This window comes from Streptomyces sp. NPDC050121, from assembly GCF_044460385.1.
In the GTDB taxonomy this organism is placed as follows: Bacteria; Actinomycetota; Actinomycetes; order Streptomycetales; family Streptomycetaceae; genus Streptomyces; species Streptomyces soliscabiei.
The window spans coordinates 18,281-40,657 of record NZ_JBITJV010000032.1; the positions used below are offsets into that span (position 1 = coordinate 18,281).

Below are 22,377 nucleotides of genomic sequence, written 5' to 3' on the forward strand. Positions count from 1 at the left end.
GTCAACTCTTTCTTGACCAACGCGGGTTCGCTCCGCTGGTCACGGTGGGGGGGCGTATGGGCATATGCGTACGCCCCCTGGGTCGGGGGGTGCGCGGGGTTCTCGCCGTCGGCGGCCTTCCCTCGAGTGCCGGGGCGTTGGTCGTTCCCGCCCCATAAACTTGTGTGTCGCCCGTCATTCGAACCGTCCGAGAGGCCCCGCCCACTCATGAAGCTCGTCTTCGCCGGTACCCCCGAGGTAGCCGTTCCCGCTCTGGACGCTCTGCTCGCCTCCGGGCGGCACGAGGTGGCCGCTGTCGTCACGCGGCCCGACGCGCCGGCCGGGCGGGGGCGGCGGCTGGTCGCTTCTCCTGTCGCCCAGCGCGCGGAGGAGGCGGGCATCGAGGTGCTGAAGCCCCTCAAGCCCCGGGACCCGGAGTTCCTGGCGCGGTTGAAGGAGATCGCGCCGGACTGCTGCCCCGTCGTGGCCTACGGGGCGCTGCTGCCCAGGGTGGCGCTGGACATCCCGACCCAGGGCTGGGTCAACCTGCACTTCTCGCTGCTGCCCGCCTGGCGTGGCGCCGCTCCCGTCCAGCACTCCATCATGGCGGGGGACGAGATCACCGGCGCCTCCACCTTCCTCATCGAGGAGGGTCTCGACTCGGGGCCGGTGTACGGGACGGTCACCGAGGAGATCCGGTCCACCGACACCAGCGGCGATCTGCTGACCCGGCTCGCCTTCGCCGGCGCCGGACTGCTCGCCGCGACCATGGACGGGATCGCGGACGGCAGTCTGAAGGCCGTGCCGCAGCCGGGCGAGGGGATCACTCTCGCACCGAAGATCACCGTCGAGGACGCCCAGGTCGACTGGGCCACGCCGGCTCTGCGCGTCGACCGTGTCGTGCGCGGCTGCACCCCCGCGCCCGGCGCCTGGACCACCTTCCGCGGCGAGCGGCTCAAGCTCATTCAGGTCCAGCCGGTTCCCGAGCGGACCGATCTGGCCCCCGGCGCGCTGGCCGTCGGCAAGAACAGCGTGCATGTCGGCACCGGCTCGTACGCGGTGGAGCTGGTGTGGGTGCAGGCGCAGGGCAAGAAGCCGATGCGGGCCGCCGACTGGGCGCGCGGCGTCCGGATCGGCGAGGGCGAGACCGTCGGGGCGTAACGCTCCTGCACAAGCCACAAGCCCCACAAGCCCTGCAAGGCGCATAAAGCCGGGAAGTCTTCCGCTGCCGCCGCCGACGTACGCTGGAACGTCAGTCTGTCTGCGCATCCCATCCTGTAATCCGGAGCACCTTTTTCGTGAGCGATCAGCCCCAGGGTTCCCGCAAGCCGGGCAAGCCCTACCGTCGGCCCCAGAAGGATCCTGTCCGTCTCCTCGCCTTCGAGGTGTTGCGGGCGGTGGACGAGCGGGACGCGTATGCCAACCTCGTGCTGCCGCCGTTGCTGCGCAAGGCGCGGGAGAAGGGGGGCTTCGACGGACGGGACGCGGCTCTCGCCACCGAGCTGGTCTACGGGACGCTGCGCCGGCAGGGGACGTACGACGCCGTCATCTCGGCCTGTGTCGACCGGCCGCTGCGCGAGGTCGATCCGCCGGTGCTCGATGTGCTGAGCCTCGGTGTGCACCAGCTGCTCGGGACGCGCATCCCGACGCATGCCGCGGTGTCCGCCTCCGTGGAGCTCGCCCGGGTCGTGCTCGGCGACGGGCGCGCCAAGTTCGTCAACGCCGTGCTGCGCAAGGTCGCCCAGCACGATCTCGACGAGTGGGTCGAGAAGGTCGCCCCGCCCTACGACGACGACCCCGAGGACCACCTCGCCGTCGTGCACTCGCATCCCCGCTGGGTCGTCTCCGCGCTGTGGGACTCCCTCGGCGGCGGCCGGGCCGGCATCGAGGAGCTGCTGGAGGCCGACAACGAGCGGCCCGAGGTGACGCTCGTCGCCCGGCCCGGACGGGCCACCACCGAGGAGCTGCTGCGGGAGGAGGCCGCGGTCGCCGGGCGCTGGTCGCCGTACGCAGTGCGGCTCACCGAAGGCGGTGAGCCCGGCGCCATCGACGCCGTACGGGACGGGCGGGCGGGGGTGCAGGACGAAGGCAGCCAGCTTGTGGCGCTCGCGCTGGCCAACGCGCCCCTCGACGGGCCCGACACCAAGTGGCTGGACGGGTGCGCCGGGCCCGGTGGCAAGGCCGCGCTGCTCGCCGCGCTCGCCGCCGAGCGGGGTGCCACTCTCCTCGCCTCCGAGAAGCAGCCGCACCGGGCGGGGCTCGTCGCCAAGGCCCTCGCCGGCAATCCCGGGCCCTACCAGGTCATCGCCGCCGACGGGACCCGGCCGCCGTGGCGGCCCGGCTCCTTCGACCGGGTGCTGATGGACGTGCCATGCACGGGGCTCGGCGCTCTGCGGCGTCGGCCCGAGGCGCGGTGGCGGCGTCGGCCGGAGGACCTCGACGGGTTCGCTCCGCTGCAGCGCGGGCTGCTGCGGACCGCGCTGGAGTCCGTCCGGGTGGGGGGCGTCGTCGGCTACGCCACCTGCTCGCCGCACCTCGCCGAGACCCGGGCGGTGGTCGCCGACCTGCTCAAGCAGTTCCCGCAGGCCGAGCTGATCGACGCCCGGCCCCTGCTGCCCGACGTGCCGGCGCTCGGCGACGGCCCCGACGTCCAGCTGTGGCCGCATCTGCACGGGACCGACGCCATGTACCTGGCGCTGATCAGGAAGACCGGCTGAGGCCGGAACGGTCGAAAAGGCCGGCCCGACGCAACGGCGTCGGGCCGGCCTTTCCTGCGTGCTGCGTCCCCGTCCGGGGTCAGTCCGTGCCGAACTCCATCGCGGCGCGGTCCAGCAGCTCGTCGGCCTCGGAGACCTCGCCGCGCGAGGCGATGACCTCGGCGCCGCCCTCCGGGAGCTCCGGCATGGTGCCGATCAGACCGGTCGCGGCCGCCTGGGAGGCGCCGATGGTGGGGCTGCCGGTGCCGATCAGGCCGAGGCCCGCGTACTGCTCCAGCTTGGCGCGCGAGTCGGCGATGTCGAGGTTGCGCATGGTCAGCTGGCCGATGCGGTCGACGGGGCCGAAGGCCGAGTCCTCGGTGCGCTCCATGGAGAGCTTGTCCGGGTGGTAGCTGAACGCCGGGCCGGTGGTGTCGAGGATCGAGTAGTCCTCGCCGCGCCGCAGCCGCAGGGTGACCTCGCCGGTGATCGCGGCGCCGACCCAGCGCTGGAGCGACTCACGGATCATCAGCGCCTGCGGGTCCAGCCAGCGGCCCTCGTACATCAGGCGGCCCAGGCGCCGGCCCTCGTTGTGGTACTGGGCGAGGGTGTCCTCGTTGTGGATCGCGTTGACCAGGCGCTCGTAGGCGGCGTGCAGGAGGGCCATGCCCGGCGCCTCGTAGATGCCGCGGCTCTTCGCCTCGATGATCCGGTTCTCGATCTGGTCCGACATGCCGAGGCCGTGCCGGCCGCCGATGGCGTTGGCCTCCATCACCAGGTCGACGGGGGAGGAGAACTCCTTGCCGTTGATCGTCACCGGGCGGCCCTGGTCGAAGCCGATCGTCACGTCCTCGGCGGCGATCTCGACCGACGGGTCCCAGAACCGCACGCCCATGATGGGATCGACGGTCTCGACGCCGGTGTCCAGGTGCTCGAGGGTCTTGGCCTCGTGGGTGGCGCCCCAGATGTTGGCGTCGGTGGAGTACGCCTTCTCCGTGCTGTCCCGGTAGGGCAGGTCATGGGCGACCAGCCACTCCGACATCTCCTTGCGGCCGCCGAGCTCGGTCACGAAGTCCGCGTCCAGCCACGGCTTGTAGATGCGCAGGTGGGGGTTGGCGAGCAGGCCGTAGCGGTAGAACCGCTCGATGTCGTTGCCCTTGAACGTCGAGCCGTCGCCCCAGATCTGGACGTTGTCCTCGAGCATCGCCCGGACCAGGAGGGTGCCGGTGACGGCACGGCCGAGGGGAGTGGTGTTGAAGTAGGCGCGCCCGCCCGAGCGGATGTGGAACGCGCCGCAGGTGAGCGCGGCCAGGCCCTCCTCGACCAGGGCGGCACGGCAGTCGACCAGGCGCGCGATCTCGGCGCCGTAGGTCTTCGCCCGGCCGGGCACCGAGGCGATGTCGGGTTCGTCGTACTGGCCGATGTCGGCGGTGTAGGTGCACGGGACGGCGCCCTTGTCGCGCATCCACGCGACCGCGACGGAGGTGTCGAGCCCGCCGGAGAAGGCGATGCCGACGCGCTCGCCGGCGGGAAGGGAGGTGAGGACCTTGGACATAGGAAGATTATGCATCAACTCGCATGGTCATGCAAAGGGCTCGGTGAAGGCCTCAGATCTCCAATTTCTCCGGTGCCTGTGTGGACTCGGCCGACCCCGGCAGTCACGAGGTCGGGTCGACCTCGGCTCGACAGGGGCTCGGGGCTGAGACAGGTGCGTCTCCGCCGCGCGGGCGCGAGAGGCCACGCACAGCCTGCGCCGGACAACGCACCGTAGCGCTCCGGGAACCGATGCGCCCAGCCACCGGAGGGCATGGCAGGCTTGGGTCATGGCCGTGCAGATCAACCCCAGCATCCTGTCCGCCGACTTCGCCCGCCTCGCGGAGGAGGCGAAGGCGGTCGAGGGAGCCGACTGGCTCCACGTCGACGTCATGGACAACCATTTCGTCCCGAACCTCACGCTCGGTGTGCCGGTCGTGGAGTCGCTGGCCCGTGCGACGGACACTCCGCTGGACTGCCATCTGATGATCGAGGCCCCCGATCGCTGGGCCCCGCAGTACGTCGAGGCAGGCGCCTCGTCCGTCACCTTCCATGTCGAGGCGGCCGCCGCGCCGGTGCGGCTCGCCCGCGAGATCCGCGCCAAGGGCGCCCGGGCCTCCATGGCGCTCAGGCCGGCGACTCCCATCGAGCCGTACGAGGATCTGCTGCCCGAACTCGACATGCTGCTGATCATGACGGTCGAGCCGGGCTTCGGTGGCCAGGCGTTCCTCGACATCATGCTTCCCAAGATCCGCCGCACCCGCGAGCTGATCGGCAAGCACGGCCTCGACCTGTGGCTCCAGATCGACGGGGGGGTCTCGGCCACCACGATCGAGCGGTGCGCCGAAGCGGGCGCCGACGTGTTCGTGGCCGGCTCGGCGGTGTACGGCGCCGCCGACCCGGCCGAAGCAGTCCGTGGCCTGCGGGCTCAGGCGCAGGCGGCTACCGCCGGGTCCTCGTGGGCATGTGAACACTGAACCAACCACTTGCCGACAGGAATGTGAACGGCTCCCATCAGAGCTGATCAACTGCGCCGGATCTGCGAGGATGAACGGCGTATCCAGAGTGTGAACAGCAGTGAGGAGATCGCCGTGTCGGGTATGTCGGCGGGCCGGTCAGCCATGCGGATGGGACCCGCTGAGCTGGTGCAGGCGGCGGCCATGGCCCGCCGCTTCTACCTCGAGGGAAAGTCCAAGATCCAGATCGCGGAGGAGTTCGGCGTCAGCCGCTTCAAGGTGGCCCGGGTCCTGGAAACCGCCCTCGAACGGGATCTCGTGCGGATCGAGATCCGTGTGCCGGCCGAACTGGACGCCGAGCGCTCCGACGCGCTCCGCGCCCGTTACGGCCTCAGGCATGCCGTCGTGGTCGAGTCCCCGGCCGAGGCCGAGGAGACCACGGACCCCGAGAACCTGGGGGAAGTGGCCGCCGACCTGCTCGGCGAACTGGTCAACGAGGGGGACGTACTGGGGCTGGCCTGGGGCCGGTCCACCATTCACATGGCGGCGGCGCTGGACCGGCTGCCGCCCTGCACGGTCGTGCAGCTGACGGGTGTGTACGACGCCGGGACCGCCGAACGCGGCTCGGTCGAGGCCGTCCGCCGCGCCGCACAGGTCTCCGGCGGCGACGCGCACCCCATCTACGCGCCGATGCTGCTGCCGGACGCGGCCACCGCGCAGGCCCTGCGCCACCAGACCGGGATCGCCCGGGCCTTCGAGTACTTCGACAAGGTCACGGTCGCCTGTGTCTCCATCGGCTCCTGGGAGCCGGGCATCTCGACGGTGCACGACATGCTCAGCGACGAGGAGCGGTCGCACTACGCCTCGCTCGGTGTCGCCGCCGAGATGTCCGCGCACCTCTTCGACGCCGAGGGCCGCAGGGTCGGCCGCGACCTGGGCGAGCGGTGCATCACGGTCAAGACCGACCAGCTGCGCCGCGTCCCCGAGGTCGTCGCCATAGCGGGCGGTCAGCGCAAGGCGGCCGCGATCGACGCGGTGCTGCGCTCGGGTCTCGTCACCAGCCTGGTGACGGACACGTCGGCGGCCGACTACCTGATGACGGCGGGGCCGACACCGAAGCCGGCTCTCAACCGGGCGGACCCGGACGGGATCTGAGGGAGTGTCATGCCGGGACGGCCGTGACGGCGCCGAAGGCGTGCGGTCACGGCCGTCTCCCGTGCGGGGGCGGGGCGGACGGCCCGCCGGGCCACGGGTCGGCTCATTGTCACCGCGGTCGCCGGTGGGGTCTACTACAGCGGTGATCACAACCGGATGTTCAGGGCGGTACTGAGATGACCGACGCGACGCTCGCCGAGGTCCTCGGCGCCGGGGGCTGGGACCACACGGAACTGGACCTCACCGGCGTCACCGGCAAACCCGCCTTCATGGACCGCTGCGCCCACGCGCTCGGCCTGCCCGACTACTTCGGCCGCAACTGGGATGCCCTCGCCGACTCCCTGACCGACCTGCCCGCGACCCCGGCCGCGCACGGCCGACTGATCGTGGTGCGGGCATGGCAGGAGTACGCGCAGGCCGCCCCGCAGGAGTGGACCATCGCGCAGGAGGTCCTCACCGAGGCCGTGCAGCGCCTGCGCGGCACCGCGCGCCCGCTGGAGGTGGTCCTGGCGCTCGGTTGACGGCCGGCCCACCGCTCGCTCGGGCCCCGGCCAGTCTTCCTCGCCGACTGCGTCCGCGCGCCGACCGGCTGCACCCGGACACCCGGAAGCCCGGACACGGACAGGGACAGGGCCGCTACGAGGCGGACATGGTGGACTACGGCTTCACCGCGGTACGCGACTCCCCCGCAACTGCACGTCAGGGAGGTGGCCCGTCGGCGGCCCTCGCCTCCCTCGTGTCACGGCTGACCGGCCGACGCGGCACCTGAGCCGCCGCCTTCGGAGGATCCTCCCAAGGCCCCTGTGAGCTGCTTGGACGTTCTGTCCGGGCATTGCGGCCGGGCCTTCGTGGGAGAATGAAGTACGTGCTTCTCCCCCTGGCTGACCTGTCGGGGGGTCACCTCTGAACGACCGGGATGTGCAGCACGTGCGTTTCCTCAACGACATCCAGCCCGCCTACGACCTGACCTACGACGACGTCTTCATGGTGCCGAGCCGCAGCGCGGTCGGATCACGTCAGGCCGTCGACCTCTCCGCCCCGGACGGCACGGGTACCACGATCCCGCTGGTCGTCGCCAACATGACCGCCGTCGCCGGTCGCCGGATGGCCGAGACCCTGGCCCGGCGCGGCGGACTCGTCGTGATCCCGCAGGACATTCCGATCGACGTCGTCACCGACGTCGTCTCCTGGGTCAAGAGCCGTCACCTGGTGCTGGACACCCCGATCGTGCTCGCCCCGCACCAGACGGTGGCCGACGCACTGGCCCTGCTGCCCAAGCGGGCGCACAACGCGGGTGTCGTCGTCGACGAGGACTTCCGTCCCGTCGGCGTCGTCACCGACGCGGACCTCAGCGGCGTCGACCGCTTCACGCAGCTCGAGGTCGTCATGTCCCGTGACCTGCTGCTGCTCGACGCCGACATCGACCCGCGCGAGGCCTTCAACACCCTCGACGCGGCCAATCGGCGCTACGCCCCGGCCGTCGGCAAGGACGGCAAGCTCGCCGGCATCCTCACCCGCAAGGGCGCCCTGCGCGCCACGCTGTACACGCCGGCCGTCGACTCGCACGGCAGGCTGCGCATCGCCGCGGCCGTCGGCATCAACGGCGACGTCGCGGGCAAGGCCAAGCAGCTGCTCGAGGCGGGCGTGGACACGCTCGTCATCGACACCGCGCACGGCCATCAGGAGTCGATGATCGGCGCGATCCGCACCGTGCGCGCCCTCGACCCGCGGGTGCCGATCGTGGCCGGCAACATCGTCTCCGCCGAGGGCGTCAAGGATCTCATCGACGCGGGCGCCGACATCATCAAGGTCGGCGTCGGACCCGGCGCCATGTGTACCACCCGCATGATGACCGGCGTGGGCCGGCCGCAGTTCTCGGCCGTCCTGGAGTGTGCCGCCGAGGCGAAGAAGTACGGCAAGCACGTATGGGCCGACGGCGGTGTCCGCCACCCGCGCGACGTCGCGATGGCACTGGCCGCCGGCGCGTCCAACGTGATGGTCGGGTCCTGGTTCGCGGGCACGTACGAGTCCCCGGGCGACCTCCAGCACGACGCGGACGGCCGCCCGTACAAGGAGTCGTTCGGCATGGCCTCCGCGCGGGCCGTCCGCAACCGCACGTCCGAGGAGTCGGCGTACGACCGGGCCCGCAAGGCGCTGTTCGAGGAGGGCATCTCCACCTCCCGGATGTTCCTCGACCCGGCCCGCCCGGGCGTCGAGGACCTGATCGACTCGATCATCGCGGGCGTCCGCTCCTCCTGCACGTACGCGGGCGCGGGCTCGCTCGAGGAGTTCGCCGAGAAGGCCGTCGTGGGGATCCAGAGCGCGGCCGGTTATGCGGAGGGCAAGCCGCTGCACGCCAGCTGGAGCTGAGCCGGCTCCTCGCCGCACGCCGCCCCCGGCGAAAACCGGGGGCCGTGCGTCGCCCGCGTCACCTGGGTGGTCTTCGGAGTCCGGATGACGGTCGGGCTCGTGTTCTACTTCCTCTACGGCCGCCGCCGCTCCCGACTGCCAACCACCGCGCCATCCGCGACCCCCGCGCCCTCTGAGAAGTGAACATCCCAGAAGTGAACGACCCACAGTGCTGAACGATCTCGACGAACGCATCGTGCACGCCCTCGCCGAGGACGCCCGCCGCTCCTACGCGGACATCGGGCACCTGGTCGGCCTGTCCGCGCCCGCCGTGAAACGGCGCGTGGACCGGCTGCGGGCCACCGGAGCCATCACCGGCTTCACGGTACGGGTCGACCCGGCGGCCCTCGGCTGGGAGACCGAGGGGTTCGTCGAGATCTACTGCCGGCGCAACACCTCCCCGGAGACCATCCAGCGGGGCCTGGAGCGCTACCAGGAGGTCGTGGCCGCGTCCACCGTCACCGGGGAGGCGGACGCCGTCGCCCAGGTCTTCGCCGCCGACATGCGCCACTTCGAGCGTGTGCTGGAGCGCATCGCGGGGGAGCCGTTCGTGGAGCGCACCAAGTCGGTGCTGGTGCTGTCCCCGCTGCTGCGCCGCTTCTCCTCGGGCTCGCCGACATGAGCCGATCCGGCGTGGGCCGTCCTACTCGGCCGTCTTGCGGGCCAGTGCGTTGCTCTCGATCGAGTTGTGCACGCTGAAGCTGACCGCGTCCGAGCGGTATCGATCGTCCGACCACTCCACCGGGCGGCCCTCACGGGTCGTCGTGACCCGGCGGATCCGCAGCAGGGGACTGGTGCGGCGGACGGCGAGCAGCTCGGCGTCCTGGGCGCCCGCCGCCACCGCGTCGATGACATGCTCGCCATAGGCGAAGACCAGGCCGGTGTCGTCGAGGAGACGCTGGGTCACCGAGGGGCAGTCCGGCTCGATCGACTCCACGGCCGGGGAGATCCAGTCCGCGTACACGGTCCGCTCCAGGAGCACCGGCTCACCGTCCAGACCGCGCAACCGCAACACGTGCAACACGGGTGTCCCGCCACGGAGTTGGAGGCGCACGGCCTCCTCGGCACCGGCCGGGCGGTACTCCTGTGCGACGACGCGGCCGGTCGCCTCGCGGCCCATCGCACGCGCCCACTGGGCGAAGCTGCGCAGTTCGGCGAAGCTCTGGCTGCGGCGGCTGGCCAGGACGACGCGGCGGGCGCCCTGGCGGGATCCGATGAGTCCCTCGGCGGCCAGCGCCGCGACGGCTTGGCGGACCGTGCCGCGCGAGACGCCGTAGCGGGCGGCGAGGTCGGTCTCGGCGGGCAGCCGTGCGCCGACCGCGTACTCCTCGCGGTCGATCGCCCGGCGCAGCGCGTCGGCGATCTCCTCGTGTCGCGCGGCCATGTTTCCCCTCTGCTTCGACTGCTGTACACAGTCTGACCAGCCTAGTCCACCTGCGACGCGGCTCGGAGCCGGTCACAACTGTGCGGGAAATAGGGGCTCAGGGTTTCGCCAGTGTTTACGAAGGGGACACCACCGGCGTGCGTACTGAGGGCAACTTGTTCAGACAAGTTCTCCCTATCTCCTGCATTCCAGCGCGTCCCCCTGGAGAAGCCGTGACCGTGCCCCTGCCGAGAACCGCCGTCCGTGGCGGCGCCCTCGCCGCCGTCGCCGTACTCGCCCTGAGCGCCTGTGGCGCCGCCCCCGAGACCACCTCCGCCACCGCGGACGGCAAGAGTGCCGCCACGGCCACCTCCGCCGCCGACTTCGGCGGCCTCGACGCCCTGGTGAAGGCGGCGAAGAAGGAGGGCACGCTGAACGCCATCGCGCTGCCCCGCGACTGGGCGAACTACGGCGCCCTCATCGACGGTTTCCAGAAGAAGTACGGCATAAAGGTCGCCGTCGAGAGCCCCGACGGCACCAGCCAGGACGAGATCAACGCCGTCACCTCCAGGAAGGGTCAGGACCGCGCACCGGACGTCCTCGACCTCGGCAGCTCCTTCGCGCTGAGCGCCGCCCAGCAGGGCCTGCTCGCGCCGTACGAGGTGGCGTCGTACGCCGACATCCCCGCGGGGCAGAAGGACGCGAAGGCCCGCTGGTACAACGACTACGGCGGCTACATCTCCATCGGCTGCGACGCCAAGCGCGTCAAGACCTGCCCGGCCACCTTCGCGGACCTGCTCAAGCCGCAGTACAAGGGCCAGGTCGCCCTCAACGGCAACCCGACCAAGTCCGGCTCCGCGTTCGGCGGCGTCTGGGCGGCCTCTCTCGCGAGCGGCGGCTCCTTCGACGACATCCAGCCCGGTCTCGACCTCTTCGCCAAGCTGAAGAAGAACGGCAACTACACGCCCGTCGAGTCGACGCCGGCCACCGTCGAGAAGGGCGAGACGCCCATCAGCATCGACTGGGACTACCTCAACGCCGGATACGCCGACGAGTTCAAGTCCAAGGGCGTCGACTGGAAGGTGTCCGTGCCCAGCGACGGCCAGTTCTCCCAGTACTACTCCCAGGCGATCAACAAGGACGCCCCGCACCCGGCGGTCGCCCGCCTGTGGCAGGAGTACCTCTACAGCGCCGAGGGCCAGAACCTGTGGCTCAAGGGGTACGCCCGGCCCGCCCTGATGACCGCCATGGAGAAGGCCGGCACCCTCGACAAGACGGCCGCGGCCAAGCTGCCCGACGTCTCCGGGACGCCCGCCTTCCCGACCGAGGACCAGCAGAGCAAGGCCAAGACGGTCCTCGGGCAGGGCTGGGCCAAGGCCGTCTCCGGATGACCTCCACCGCCGTACGGGTCGACATGGCGCCCGCCGCTGAGGTGAAGCGGCGGCGCCGGTCCCTGGGCTGGCTCGCCGTCGTCCCGCTGCTCGCGTTCACCGCGCTCGCCTTCGGGCTGCCCGCCGTGGCCATGCTCGACGGCGCGTTCACCGTCAAGGACCCGGCCACGGGCGCCACCTCGTACACCGTCGACAACCTCACCGCCTCACTGCGGGGCGCGTATCTGACGGCCCTGCTCGGCAGCGTGAAGCTGTCCGCCGTGTCGGCGGGGCTGGGGGCGCTGCTCGGACTGCCGCTGGCCCAGGCCGTGGTGACCTCCCGCTTCCGCACGCTGCGCGAGGCCGTGCTCACCGCGTCCGGGGTGCTGGCCAACTTCGGCGGCGTCCCGCTGGCCTTCGCCTTCGTCGCCACGCTCGGCAACGCCGGTGTGCTGACCCGGCACTTCGGCCTCACCGACCAGGGCTGGAACCTGTACAGCTTCTGGGGACTGGTGATCGTCTACCTGTACTTCCTGATCCCGCTGATGGTCCTCACCATCACCCCCGCCCTGGAGGGGCTGCGCTCCCAGTGGCGCGAGGCGGCGCAGAACAACGGCGCGACCCCCGCGCAGTACTGGCGGCACGTCGCCCTGCCCGTTCTGCTGCCCTCGCTGCTCGGGGGCCTGGTGCTGCTGTTCGGCAGCGCCTTCGCCGCGTACGCCACCGCCGCCGCCATGGTGGGCAGCTCCATCCCGCTGGTCACCCTCCAGATCGCCGACGCCATCTCCGGCAACGTGCTCGTCGGCCAGGAGAACGTGGCGCTCGCCCTCAGCCTCGACATGGTGCTGGTCGCCGGCCTGGTCATGGCGGTCTATCTGCCCCTGCAACGACGGAGCGCTCGATGGCTCGCCTGAACATGTGGCGGTGGGCGGTCCTCGGCCTCGCCGGCCTGTACTTCCTGGTGCCGCTGGCCGCTTCGGTCGTCTTCACCGTCGACGTGCCCGGCCAGGGCGTCACCTTCGACGCCTACACCCAGATCCTCTCCACCGACGGCTTCGGATCCAGCCTGCTGCTCTCGCTGGAGCTGGCCGTCGCCACCATCGCCGTCGTCCTGCTGCTGATGGTGCCCGCCATGGTCGCGCTGCGGCTGGGCGCGCCCCGGCTGCGGCCGGTCGTCGAGGTGGTGTGCTCACTGCCCCTGGTCGTGCCGCCGATCGCGTTCGTCGCCGGCATCGGGACAGTGCTCAAATGGGGACCCGACCATCTCTCGCGCACCCCGCTGTTCCAGACGTTCGTGGCGATCCAGAACCCCGACTTCCCCGTCGTGCTCGTCCTGGCGTACGTGGTGATGGCGCTGCCGTTCGCGTACCGGGCCCTGGACGCGGGTCTGCGTTCCGTCGACGTGGGCACCCTCGTCGAGGCCGCCCGCAGCTGCGGGGCCGGCTGGCCGCAGGCGCTCGTCCAGGCCGTCCTGCCCAACCTTCGCGGCGCGCTGCTCAACACCTCCTTCCTCACCCTGGCCCTGGTGCTCGGCGAGTTCACCGTGGCGCGACTGCTCGGCTTCCAGCCCTTCGCCGTCTGGATCGTCAACGTCAGCGGCTCGCAGGCCCAGCTGTCCGTCGCCGTGTCCGTGCTCAGCCTGCTCGTGACCTGGGTGCTGCTCCTCGTCCTCGCCGGTTTCGGCGGGCGCACCCGTTCTACTCCCCGGGGATGACCCATGACCGTGCTCGACAAGTCAGCGACGACCGCGACGAAGCCGCAGGCGCAGGCGGCGACCGTCGAATTCCGCGCCCTGCGCCGGGAGTTCGGCCCGACCGTGGCTCTCGACGGCCTCGACCTCACCGTCCGGCCGGGTGAACTTCTTGCCCTGCTCGGCCCCTCCGGCTGCGGCAAGACCACCGCGCTGCGGATGCTCGCCGGGTTCGAACACCCCGACTCCGGCGAGGTGCTGGTCGACGGAGAGGACGTCACCAGGGTGCCGGCCCACCGCCGGGACGCCGGAATGGTCTTCCAGTCGTACAGCCTCTTCCCACACCTCGACGCGCTCGACAACGTGGCCTTCGGGCTGCGGATGCGCAAGGTGCGCCCCGCCGAACGGCGCTCCCGAGCAGCCGAGTTGCTGGAACTGGTGGGCCTCGCCGACAAGGGCGCACGGTTTCCGCACCAGCTCTCCGGCGGCCAGCAGCAGCGCGTCGCCCTGGCCCGCGCCCTCGCCCTGCGCCCGCGCGTCCTGCTCCTGGACGAGCCGCTCTCCGCGCTCGACGCGAAGGTGCGGCTGACCCTGCGCGAGGAGATCCGGCGGCTCCAGCAGGAACTCGGCATCACCACCCTGTTCGTCACCCATGACCAGGAGGAGGCCCTGTCGATGGCGGACCGGGTCGCCGTGATGCACGCTGGGCGGCTCGAACAGTGCGCCGCCCCCGCAGAGTTGTACGGCCGGCCCGCCACGGCCTTCGTGGCCGAGTTCGTGGGCACGACAAGCCGGATCCCGGGCCGCCTCGAGGGCGGGACCGTCGAAGTGCTCGGGTGCCGCCTGCCCGTCGACGGCAGGATCCCGGCCGTGACCGACGTGGACGTCCTGGTGCGGCCGGAGGCGGTGCGCGTGCGGGCCGAGGACGGCGGGGACGCACGCGTGGTCGCCACCTCCTTCCTGGGCGCGGCCGTCCGCGTCACCGTCCGGCTCGCCGACGGCACCGACGTCAAGGCCGACCTGCCCGCCCACGAGGCCGCCGAACTCACGGCGGGCGCGGCGGTGGGCGTCTCGCTCCCCGACCGCCCCGTCCTCGTCGTCGAACGTACTTCCTGATCGCCCCACCGAAAGAGGCAACCGTGACCCAACTCCCCCTCCAGGCCGTTCTGTTCGACATGGACGGCACGCTCGTCGACACCGAGCGGCTGTGGTGGGAGGCGGTGGAACAGGTGGCCGGACGGTCCCTGACCGCGGCGGACCGGCCGGAGGTGCTCGGCCGTCCCGTCGAGCACACCGCCCGCTGGCTGGCCACGACCACGGGCCGGCCGGCGTCGGGGCTCGCCGAGGTGCTCCACCGGGAGTTCGCGGACCGCGTCCGTACCGGCATCGTGCCGCGCCCCGGCGCGCTCGCCCTGCTCGGCGCCCTGGCCCGGGAGGGCGTGCCGACGGCCCTGGTGACCGCGTCGCCCAGGGCGGTCGCCGACACGATCCTCGACGCCCTCGGCGCGAGCCGCTTCGCCGTCACCGTCACCGCCGACGACACCGAATACACCAAGCCCGCCCCCGACCCCTACCTGGCTGCCTGCCGCGCCCTCGGAGTCGACCCGGCCGCCTGTGTGGCCGTCGAGGACACCGAGACCGGCGTGACCTCCGCCGAGGGGGCCGGCTGCACGGTCCTGGCGGTGCCGTCGCTGGCGCCGATCCGGAGCGCGCCCGGCCGGACCGTCGTGGCCGGCCTGCAGGGCGTCACCCCCGGGCTGCTGCGCTCACTCCTGCCGCACCGGCTCCGCGTCATGACCTGGAACCTCTGGTGCGGCGGGACGAAGGTCCGCGATCACCGGGCCAAGCAGCTCAAGGTCCTCACCGAGACCGACGTGGACGTGGTCGGCCTCCAGGAGACGTACGGCACCGCGACCGAGGAACTCGCCGAAGCCCTCGGCTGGTACCACCACCGGGCCGGGGAGAACCTCGGGATCATCAGCCGCCACCCGATCACGGCCGCCCTCGGCGACCCCGACGTGGGCTTCTACGGCGCGGCGGGCGTCCGCGTCGACGTCGACGGCAGCGAGGTCGACGTGTGGACGGCCCATCTGGACTGCGCTCCGTACGGGCCCTACGAGTCCGCCTTCGACGATCTCGACGCGCAGACTTTGATCGCCCACGAGGGGGAGCGGCTCGCGCGGCTGCAAGACGCCCTGCGCCGGATCGAAGCGGGTCCGGACGTGCCCGTCGTCCTCGTCGGCGACTTCAACTGCCCCTCCCACCTGGACCGGCCCGACGTCGCGTGGCCGGTGACCAGGGCCGCCGAGGACGCCGGTTTCGCCGACTCCTACCGCGTGGCGCACCCCGACCCCGTGCGGGAGCCCGGCGCCACCTGGTCTCCGGTCCACGTCGAGCACGAGGACGGCAGCGGACGCCCGGAACCGCAGGACCGGATCGACTTCGTGCTCAACCGGGGCCTCAGGGTGCTCGACTCCCGCACCCTTGTCACCGGCAGCCCCCGGCGGTGGCCGAACGTCGAGGACAACGACTGGCCCTCCGACCACGCCGCGGTCATCACCACGTTCGCGGTCCCCGGAAATCCGGTGGGCGGCGCGGTCCGAGCCGTCTAGCATCGGTGACATGACCTGGCGACATTGATCCACAACCGGCCCCGACACCCGTCGACTGACCGCCACGCTGTACGCGTACGCGTTCCTCGACGAGTTCGTGCTGCTCTACCCGGTGTATGTGCTGCTGATGGCGGACAGCGGCCTGTCGGTCGGGCAGATCTCCTCCCTCTTCGTCCTGTGGTCGCTGACCGGTGTCCTGCTGGAGGTCCCCTCGGGCGCCTGGGCGGACGCCGTCTCACGCCGGCTGCTGCTGTGGCTCGGCCCGCTGCTGGGCGGGGCCGGCTTCGCGCTGTGGGTGCTGTTCCCGTCGTACTGGGCCTTCGCGGCCGGCTTCGTGCTGTGGGGCGCGCGCGGCGCCCTGGGCTCCGGGGCGCTGGAGGCGCTGGTGTACGAGGAGCTGGACCGGGCCGGCGCGGCGGACCGGTACGCCCGGATCATGGGCCGTGCGCACGCGGTGGGTCAGGCGGCCGTCATGGCGGCCATGGGCCTGGCCGGGCCGGTCTTCGCGCTCGGCGGCTATCCGGCCGTCGGCGCGGCGAGCGTGCTGGCCTGTCTGCTCTGCGCCGCGACCGCGACCCGCTTTCCCGAGCACCGGTCCCCGGACGCCGAGGCCGACGAGGGCCTCGCCGCCACGCTGCGTGACGGACTCGCCGGAGTCCGCCGGGACCGCGGCGTCCTCGGCGCCCTGCTGCTGGTCCCGGCCGTCACGGCGGTGTGGAGCGCGCTCGACGAGTACACCTCGCTGCTGGTCAGGGAGACCGGCGTACCGGACGCCGCCGTCCCCTACCTGCTCGTTGTGATCTGGGCCGGCGTCACGGCCGGCAGCCTGCTGTCCGGGAGGGCCGGGCGCCTCGACGGCAGCGGCCTCGCCGTGCTCCTCGCGGGCGCCGCGCTCGCCCTGGCGGCCGGCGCGCTGACGGGGAAGCCGGCCGGCATCGTCCTCGTCGCCCTCGCCTTCGGCGGCTTCCAGCTCGCGACCGTCCTGGCCGACGTCCGGCTCCAGCAGTGCATCGACGGCGCCGGCCGGGCCACCGTGACCTCCGTCGCGGGCCTCGGCACGGAGCTGCTGACCATCGGCGTCTACGGCGCGTACGGCGCCCTCGGGTCGGCCTTCTCCCACGGCGCCGTGTTCGCGCTGTGCGCCGTGCCGTACCTGGTGACGGCCCTGATCGTGGCCGTGGGACGGCGGAAGTGAGGACACGCAACGAATCGCCGCCCGAGGCCCGACGCACGCAACGAACCGCTCACCGGCGCGCAACGGCTCCTTCTTGTCCGGCCCGCGCCGGCGACCGTACCGTCTATCTGGCCCCTCGAACGGCCGCCCGAACGGCCCTTGAACGGCCCCCTGAACCCCCCTTGTACCGGTGAGGATCACGCATGCGCACCGCCCTGCTCCAGAGCTCCGGCCGCCCCGGCTCCGTCGTCGAGAACCTCAGGGTCCTCGACGAGGCCGCGGGCCGGGCCGCCGCCGCGGGCGCCGGGCTGCTGGTCGCGCCGGAGCTGTTCCTCACCGGCTACGCGATCGGCGACGACATCGCCCGCCTCGCCGAGCCCGCCGACGGGGACTCCGCGGACGCCGTCGCCGAGCTCGCCGCCCGGCACGGGCTCGCGATCGCGTACGGCTACCCGGAGCGCGACGGCGAGACGGTGTACAACGCGGCCCAGCTCGTCTCCGCCGACGGCGCCCGGCTCGCCGGCTACCGCAAGACCCACCTCTTCGGCTGCTTCGAGCACGAGCACTTCACGCCCGGCGACCGGCCGGTCGTCCAGGCCGAGCTGAACGGACTCACCGTCGGCATCATGATCTGCTACGACGTCGAGTTCCCGGAGAACGTCCGCGCCCACGCCCTCGCCGGCACCGACCTCCTCGTCGTGCCGACCGCGCAGATGCACCCCTTCCAGTTCGTCGCCGAGTCGATGATCCCGGTGCGTGCCTTCGAGAACCAGATGTACGTCGCCTACGTCAACCGGGTCGGCCGGGAAGGGGAGTTCGAGTTCGTCGGGCTCTCCACCCTCGCCGGCCCCGACGGGGTCGCCCGGGCCCGCGCAGGACGCGGCGAGGAACTGCTGTTCGCCGAGGCCGACCCGGTCGCCCTCGCCGCCTCCCGCGAGGCGAACCCGTATCTGAAGGACCGCCGCCCCGGCCTCTACGGGTCCCTGGTCTGACGCCCTCCCCCTCATTTCCCGTGCTAGGAGTCCGTACCCCATGACGTCCACCGTGCCCAACGCCGTCGAGCACGCAGACGAGCAGCAGTCGCCGATCACCATGTTCGGCCCGGACTTCCCGTACGCGTACGACGACTTCCTCGCCCATCCGGCGGGGCTCGGCCAGATCCCCGCGACCGAGCACGGCGCCGAGGTCGCCGTCATCGGCGGCGGACTGTCGGGCATCGTGGCGGCGTACGAGCTGATGAAGATGGGCCTGAAGCCGGTCGTCTACGAGGCCGACCGGATCGGCGGGCGACTGCGCACGGTGGGCTTCGACGGCTGCGACCCCTCCCTCACCGCGGAGATGGGCGCGATGCGCTTCCCGCCGTCCTCCACGGCCCTGCAGCACTACATCGACCTGGTGGGCCTGCGGACCCGGCCCTTCCCCAACCCCCTCGCCGAGGCGACCCCTTCGACGGTCGTCGACCTCAAGGGCGAGTCGCACTACGCCGAGACGGCCGAGGACCTCCCGCAGGTCTACCGCGATGTCGCCGCCGCCTGGAACAAGTGCCTGCAGGACGGCGCCGACTTCTCGGACATGAACCGCGCCCTGCGGGAGCGGGACGTGCCGCGCATCCGCGAGATCTGGGCGAGGCTCGTCGAGAAGCTCGACAACCAGACCTTCTACGGCTTCCTCTGCGACTCCGAGGCCTTCAAGTCCTTCCGGCACCGCGAGATCTTCGGCCAGGTCGGCTTCGGCACCGGCGGCTGGGACACCGACTTCCCGAACTCCATCCTGGAGATCCTGCGCGTCGTCTACACCGAGGCCGACGACCATCACCGGGGCATCGTCGGCGGCTCCCAGCAGTTGCCGCTGCGGCTCTGGGAACGCGAGCCGGAGAAGATCGTCCACTGGCCGTACGGGACCTCGCTCGCGGGCCTGCACGAGGGCGGCGAGCCCCGCCCGGCCGTCACCCGGCTGCACCGCACCGCCGGCAACCGGATCACCGTGACGGACGCGCACGGTGACATCCGCACCTACCGGGCGGCGATCTTCACCGCCCAGTCCTGGATGCTGCTGTCGAAGATCGCCTGCGACGACTCGCTCTTCCCGATCGACCACTGGACCGCCATCGAGCGCACCCACTACATGGAGTCCAGCAAGCTGTTCGTGCCCGTCGACCGGCCGTTCTGGCTGGACAAGGACGAGCAGACCGGCCGGGACGTGATGTCGATGACCCTCACCGACCGCATGACGCGCGGGACGTACCTGCTCGACGACGGCCCCGACAAACCCGCCGTCATCTGCCTCTCCTACACCTGGTGCGACGACAGCCTGAAGTGGCTGCCGCTGTCCGCGAACGAGCGGATGGAGGTCATGCTGAAATCGCTCGGCGAGATCTACCCGAAGGTCGACATCAGGAAGCACATCATCGGCAGCCCGGTGACCGTGTCCTGGGAGAACGAGCCCTACTTCATGGGCGCGTTCAAGGCCAACCTGCCCGGCCACTACCGCTACCAGCGGCGCCTTTTCACGCACTTCATGCAGGACCGGCTGCCCGAGGACAAGCGGGGCGTCTTCCTGGCCGGCGACGACATCTCCTGGACGGCCGGCTGGGCCGAGGGCGCCGTCCAGACCGCGCTGAACGCGGTCTGGGGCGTCATGCACCACTTCGGCGGGGCGACCGACGCGAGCAACCCGGGCCCGGGCGACATGTACGACGAGATCGCGCCGGTGGAACTCCCGGAGGACTGAGACCTCGCCGTAGGAGGTCTCACAGCGGAGTGAGCATCATGCGGCCCGCGAAGCCGACGGCGGTGTCGAGCCGCACGGTGAACTCCTCGGCCACGTCGGGGAGTCGGCGCAGCGCCCACAACGCCCGGGCCGCCGTCCAGGTGGCGTCCCGGGCGTGTTCCAGGCTCCAGGAGCCGAGCAGGTGGGTGAGGGGGTCGGCGATCTGCAACAGGTCGGGGCCCGGCATCAGCTCCTCGCGGATGCGTTCCTCCAGGGAGACGAGAAGATCGCCCACGCGGTCGAACTCGTCCTCCAGGTCGGCCGGCTCGCAGCCGAGGCTACGACAGGCGTCCACGACGGCGAGCGCGAGGTCGTGCCCGATGTGCGCGTTGATGCCGGCGAGCGCGAACTGCAGGGGGCGTACGCCGGGATGACGGCGGAACTGCAGCAGCGGACGCCAGCAGGCCGGTGGATGCCGGAAGGCCGGTGGATGCGGGAAGGCCGGTGGGCGCCGGTCGACCGGCGCGGGTTCCACGGCGTTCAGGTAGCGCTCCGCGAACCGTACGTCCAGTGTGGCGGCGGACCGCGGGTCCGGGAAGCGGCCGGTGTCGATGCGCCGGTCCACCTCCTGGGTCACCGCGAGATAGACGCGGTTGAAGACCGCGATCCCGTCCCAGGCAGGCAGGGCGGCGTCGAGGGCACGCATCCGGTCGAGCACCTCGTCGACGCTCGTGTCGATCGTGTCTACGCGCGGCTCGACGTCTGTCCCGACGGGAGCAGTGAACTGTTCCAAGTGCGGCATGGGGGCAGGGTCGCAGTCCTGGGCGGCCCCGCGGGTCGGCGGGCCCGACGCTTCCCCGGAACGGGGGAACGAGGTGTGCGGGTGAGTGCGGGTGAGCGACCGCTTAGTCAACCCGTAGGATAGGGAGCGTCGTCTCATACCTGCACAGGAGTCCCATCCGTGACCGCCGAAGCCCCGATCGCCCCCGCCCTGTCCTACGGCCGGCTGATCCCCGTCACCGTCCACTTCGACGACCTGGACGCGCTCGGCATGCTGCACAACGCCCGCTACCCGCTGCTCGTCGAGCGGGCCTGGACGGAGTTCTGGCAGGCCAACGGCGTGCGCTTCGACGGCGACTGGGCGAGCGCCGGGGACGCCTGCAACGTGGTGAGGGAATTGCTGATCGGCTACGAGGCCCCGGTCACCCGCACCGGCGCCTACGCCGTCCACCTCTGGCTGGAGCGGCTGGGCGCCACGAGCCTGACCTACGGCTTCCGGCTCTGCTCGGCGGACGGCGCCACGACCTACGCGCGGGGCACCCGCGTCCTGGTGCGCCTCGACGCGAGCACCCTGCGCCCCACGCCGTGGAGCGACGCCTTCAGGGCCGCGGGCCGGGTACTGCTGCGGCCCGCGCACTGACCTTCGAGCCCGTCCGCCCGTCGCCGCCCCGCAGCACCGGCGCGAACACCGCGAGCCCGCACGACAGCGCCGTCACCACACCGAACGACACCATCAGGCTGGTCGCCTGCGCCACCCCGCCGATCAGGCTCGGCGCGATCAGCCCGGAGGTGTACGTGATCGTCGCGACGCCCGCGATGGCCTGGCTGGGGTTCGGCCCGCTGTGACCGGCCGCGGCGAAGCACAGCGGTACGACGACCGCGATGCCCAGCCCCATCAGCCCGAACCCGCCCATCGCCACCGCCGGGTGCCCCGCGACGACGATCAACAGCCCGCCCAGCGCGGCGAGGACGCCGCCCGCCCGGACGGTGCGCACCGCGCCGAACCGGTTCACCATCGCGTCGCCCGCGATCCGGGCCACCGCCATCGTGAACATGAAGCCGGTCGTACAGGCCGCCGCGACCCCGGCCGACGAGTCGAGCTCGTCGCGCAGGTACACGGCCGACCAGTCCAGGCTCGCGCCCTCCGCGAACACCGCGCAGAACCCGACCGCGCCGATCAGCAGCGCCGAGCGGGGCGGCAGCGCGAACCGCGGGGGCGGCTCCTCGTCCTCGGTGGGCCGCAGGTCCAGCACCCAGCGGCAGACCAGCAGGCCGAGGACGGTCAGCACGGCCGCCGCCAGCAGGTGGTGCAGGCGGGCGTCCGACCCCAGGTGCGCGGCGAGCGTCCCGCCCGCCGAGCCGATCAGGGCGCCCGCGCTCCACATGCCGTGCAGTCCCGACATGATCGACCTGCCCAGCAGCCGCTCCACCTCCACGCCGAGCGCGTTCATCGCGACGTCGGCCATGCCGGAGGTCGCGCCGTAGACGAACATCGCCAGGCAGAGCGTGAGCAGGTTCGGCGCGAGGGAGGGCAGCGTCAGCGCCAGCGTCCACAGCGCGAGCAGTCCGCGCAGGGCCGTACGGCTGCCGAAACGGTGGGTGACCGAGCCGGCCAGCGGCATCGCGCAGGCCGCCCCGAACGCCGTGAAGGCGAGCGCGAACCCGAGCTGGCCGGTGGACACCCCGGCGTGGTCCTGGATCCACGGCACACGGGTGGCGAACGAACCGGTGACCGCGCCGTGCACGGTGAACACGGCCGCCACGGCGTACCGGGCGCGCCGCACCTGCGCCGGTGCGTGGATCACTTCGGCCACTCCGCTCATTCTTCCCCCTCCGGCCTTCGCGCCGCGCCGTCGCGATGCCGACGTAAACTATCAGGAACCCTGCCTGATAAATAGAGGGCGCTACGACGGCCACCTGGAGCCCTCGACCGCCGTGGGAGGATTCCCGC

General features: G+C 71.8%; 21 protein-coding genes. 17 read left to right on the top strand and 4 right to left on the bottom strand.

What is annotated here, in order from left to right; all coding sequences use genetic code 11:
- Positions 1 to 207: 207 nt before the first annotated feature.
- The gene (gene fmt / locus ACIBTS_RS35965; RefSeq protein WP_319675191.1) at positions 208 to 1,140 is read left to right on the top strand and encodes a methionyl-tRNA formyltransferase; all 933 of its coding nucleotides are present in this window, start codon (positions 208 to 210) and stop codon (positions 1,138 to 1,140) included.
- A 137-nt stretch (positions 1,141 to 1,277) separates the two neighbouring features.
- The gene (locus ACIBTS_RS35970; RefSeq protein WP_319675192.1) at positions 1,278 to 2,696 is read left to right on the top strand and encodes a transcription antitermination factor NusB; all 1,419 of its coding nucleotides are present in this window, start codon (positions 1,278 to 1,280) and stop codon (positions 2,694 to 2,696) included.
- Between the two features lie 79 nt (positions 2,697 to 2,775).
- On the opposite strand, the gene argG is transcribed toward ACIBTS_RS35970, so the two are convergent.
- Entirely contained in the window at positions 2,776 to 4,230 is a 1,455-nt protein-coding gene (argG, locus tag ACIBTS_RS35975; RefSeq protein WP_319675200.1) for an argininosuccinate synthase, read from the bottom strand.
- Between the two features lie 268 nt (positions 4,231 to 4,498).
- Between argG and rpe the strand changes: the two genes are divergently transcribed.
- The 6 genes from rpe to ACIBTS_RS36005 all read left to right on the top strand — a co-directional run bounded on the left by rpe (position 4,499) and on the right by ACIBTS_RS36005 (position 9,350).
- Entirely contained in the window at positions 4,499 to 5,185 is a 687-nt protein-coding gene (gene rpe / locus ACIBTS_RS35980) for a ribulose-phosphate 3-epimerase (protein ID WP_399324894.1), read from the top strand.
- 90 nt (positions 5,186 to 5,275) lie between these two features.
- Positions 5,276 to 6,319 (top strand): sugar-binding transcriptional regulator, encoded by a 1,044-nt coding sequence (locus ACIBTS_RS35985; protein WP_079663540.1) that lies wholly within the window; start codon positions 5,276 to 5,278, stop codon positions 6,317 to 6,319.
- A 176-nt stretch (positions 6,320 to 6,495) separates the two neighbouring features.
- Positions 6,496 to 6,840 carry a barstar family protein gene (locus ACIBTS_RS35990; protein WP_399324895.1) on the top strand — a complete coding sequence of 115 codons (345 nt, stop codon included), beginning with the start codon at positions 6,496 to 6,498 and terminating at the stop codon, positions 6,838 to 6,840.
- Complete coding sequence (locus ACIBTS_RS35995) at positions 6,837 to 7,088, top strand: hypothetical protein (RefSeq protein WP_399324896.1); 252 nt, start codon at positions 6,837 to 6,839, stop codon at positions 7,086 to 7,088. Before ACIBTS_RS35990 ends, ACIBTS_RS35995 begins: the two co-directional genes overlap by 4 nt.
- A 158-nt stretch (positions 7,089 to 7,246) precedes the next feature.
- Positions 7,247 to 8,689 carry a GuaB1 family IMP dehydrogenase-related protein gene (locus ACIBTS_RS36000; RefSeq protein WP_399324960.1) on the top strand — a complete coding sequence of 481 codons (1,443 nt, stop codon included), beginning with the start codon at positions 7,247 to 7,249 and terminating at the stop codon, positions 8,687 to 8,689.
- Positions 8,690 to 8,897: 208 nt separating this feature from the next.
- Positions 8,898 to 9,350, top strand: a complete 453-nt coding sequence (locus tag ACIBTS_RS36005; RefSeq protein ID WP_055638498.1) for an Lrp/AsnC family transcriptional regulator — start codon at positions 8,898 to 8,900, stop codon at positions 9,348 to 9,350.
- 21 nt (positions 9,351 to 9,371) lie between these two features.
- Here ACIBTS_RS36005 and ACIBTS_RS36010 read toward each other — a convergent pair whose 3' ends face one another.
- Entirely contained in the window at positions 9,372 to 10,112 is a 741-nt protein-coding gene (locus ACIBTS_RS36010; protein ID WP_399324897.1) for a GntR family transcriptional regulator, read from the bottom strand.
- A 212-nt stretch (positions 10,113 to 10,324) separates the two neighbouring features.
- On the opposite strand from ACIBTS_RS36010, the gene ACIBTS_RS36015 reads away from it, so the two are divergent.
- From ACIBTS_RS36015 to ACIBTS_RS36050, 8 genes are all read left to right on the top strand, one after another.
- The gene (locus ACIBTS_RS36015; protein WP_399324898.1) at positions 10,325 to 11,482 is read left to right on the top strand and encodes an ABC transporter substrate-binding protein; all 1,158 of its coding nucleotides are present in this window, start codon (positions 10,325 to 10,327) and stop codon (positions 11,480 to 11,482) included.
- Positions 11,479 to 12,375 (top strand): ABC transporter permease, encoded by an 897-nt coding sequence (locus tag ACIBTS_RS36020; protein ID WP_399324899.1) that lies wholly within the window; start codon positions 11,479 to 11,481, stop codon positions 12,373 to 12,375. Before ACIBTS_RS36015 ends, ACIBTS_RS36020 begins: the two co-directional genes overlap by 4 nt.
- On the top strand, positions 12,363 to 13,175 hold the full coding sequence (locus tag ACIBTS_RS36025; RefSeq protein WP_399324900.1) for an ABC transporter permease: 813 nt from the start codon (positions 12,363 to 12,365) through the stop codon (positions 13,173 to 13,175). Before ACIBTS_RS36020 ends, ACIBTS_RS36025 begins: the two co-directional genes overlap by 13 nt.
- A 3-nt stretch (positions 13,176 to 13,178) precedes the next feature.
- The gene (locus ACIBTS_RS36030) at positions 13,179 to 14,267 is read left to right on the top strand and encodes an ABC transporter ATP-binding protein (RefSeq protein ID WP_399324901.1); all 1,089 of its coding nucleotides are present in this window, start codon (positions 13,179 to 13,181) and stop codon (positions 14,265 to 14,267) included.
- A gap of 23 nt (positions 14,268 to 14,290) precedes the next feature.
- Positions 14,291 to 15,763, top strand: coding sequence for an HAD-IA family hydrolase (locus tag ACIBTS_RS36035; RefSeq protein WP_399324902.1), 1,473 nt, complete (start codon positions 14,291 to 14,293; stop codon positions 15,761 to 15,763).
- A gap of 97 nt (positions 15,764 to 15,860) precedes the next feature.
- Positions 15,861 to 16,958 (top strand): MFS transporter, encoded by a 1,098-nt coding sequence (locus tag ACIBTS_RS36040; protein ID WP_399324903.1) that lies wholly within the window; start codon positions 15,861 to 15,863, stop codon positions 16,956 to 16,958.
- Positions 16,959 to 17,140: 182 nt separating this feature from the next.
- Positions 17,141 to 17,929, top strand: coding sequence for a carbon-nitrogen hydrolase family protein (locus tag ACIBTS_RS36045; protein WP_399324904.1), 789 nt, complete (start codon positions 17,141 to 17,143; stop codon positions 17,927 to 17,929).
- 40 nt (positions 17,930 to 17,969) lie between these two features.
- Positions 17,970 to 19,667 carry a flavin monoamine oxidase family protein gene (locus ACIBTS_RS36050; protein WP_399324905.1) on the top strand — a complete coding sequence of 566 codons (1,698 nt, stop codon included), beginning with the start codon at positions 17,970 to 17,972 and terminating at the stop codon, positions 19,665 to 19,667.
- A 19-nt stretch (positions 19,668 to 19,686) separates the two neighbouring features.
- Here the strand turns inward: ACIBTS_RS36050 and ACIBTS_RS36055 are convergent, their stop codons facing one another.
- A complete protein-coding gene (locus ACIBTS_RS36055) occupies positions 19,687 to 20,448 on the bottom strand; it encodes a DUF5995 family protein (RefSeq protein WP_399324906.1) in 762 nt (253 codons plus the stop codon).
- A 159-nt stretch (positions 20,449 to 20,607) separates the two neighbouring features.
- Between ACIBTS_RS36055 and ACIBTS_RS36060 the strand changes: the two genes are divergently transcribed.
- Positions 20,608 to 21,066 (top strand): acyl-CoA thioesterase, encoded by a 459-nt coding sequence (locus ACIBTS_RS36060; RefSeq protein WP_399324907.1) that lies wholly within the window; start codon positions 20,608 to 20,610, stop codon positions 21,064 to 21,066.
- Here ACIBTS_RS36060 and ACIBTS_RS36065 read toward each other — a convergent pair.
- Entirely contained in the window at positions 21,026 to 22,249 is a 1,224-nt protein-coding gene (locus tag ACIBTS_RS36065; protein WP_399324909.1) for an MFS transporter, read from the bottom strand. The two genes, ACIBTS_RS36060 and ACIBTS_RS36065, sit on opposite strands and share 41 nt — an antisense overlap.
- Positions 22,250 to 22,377: the final 128 nt, after the last annotated feature.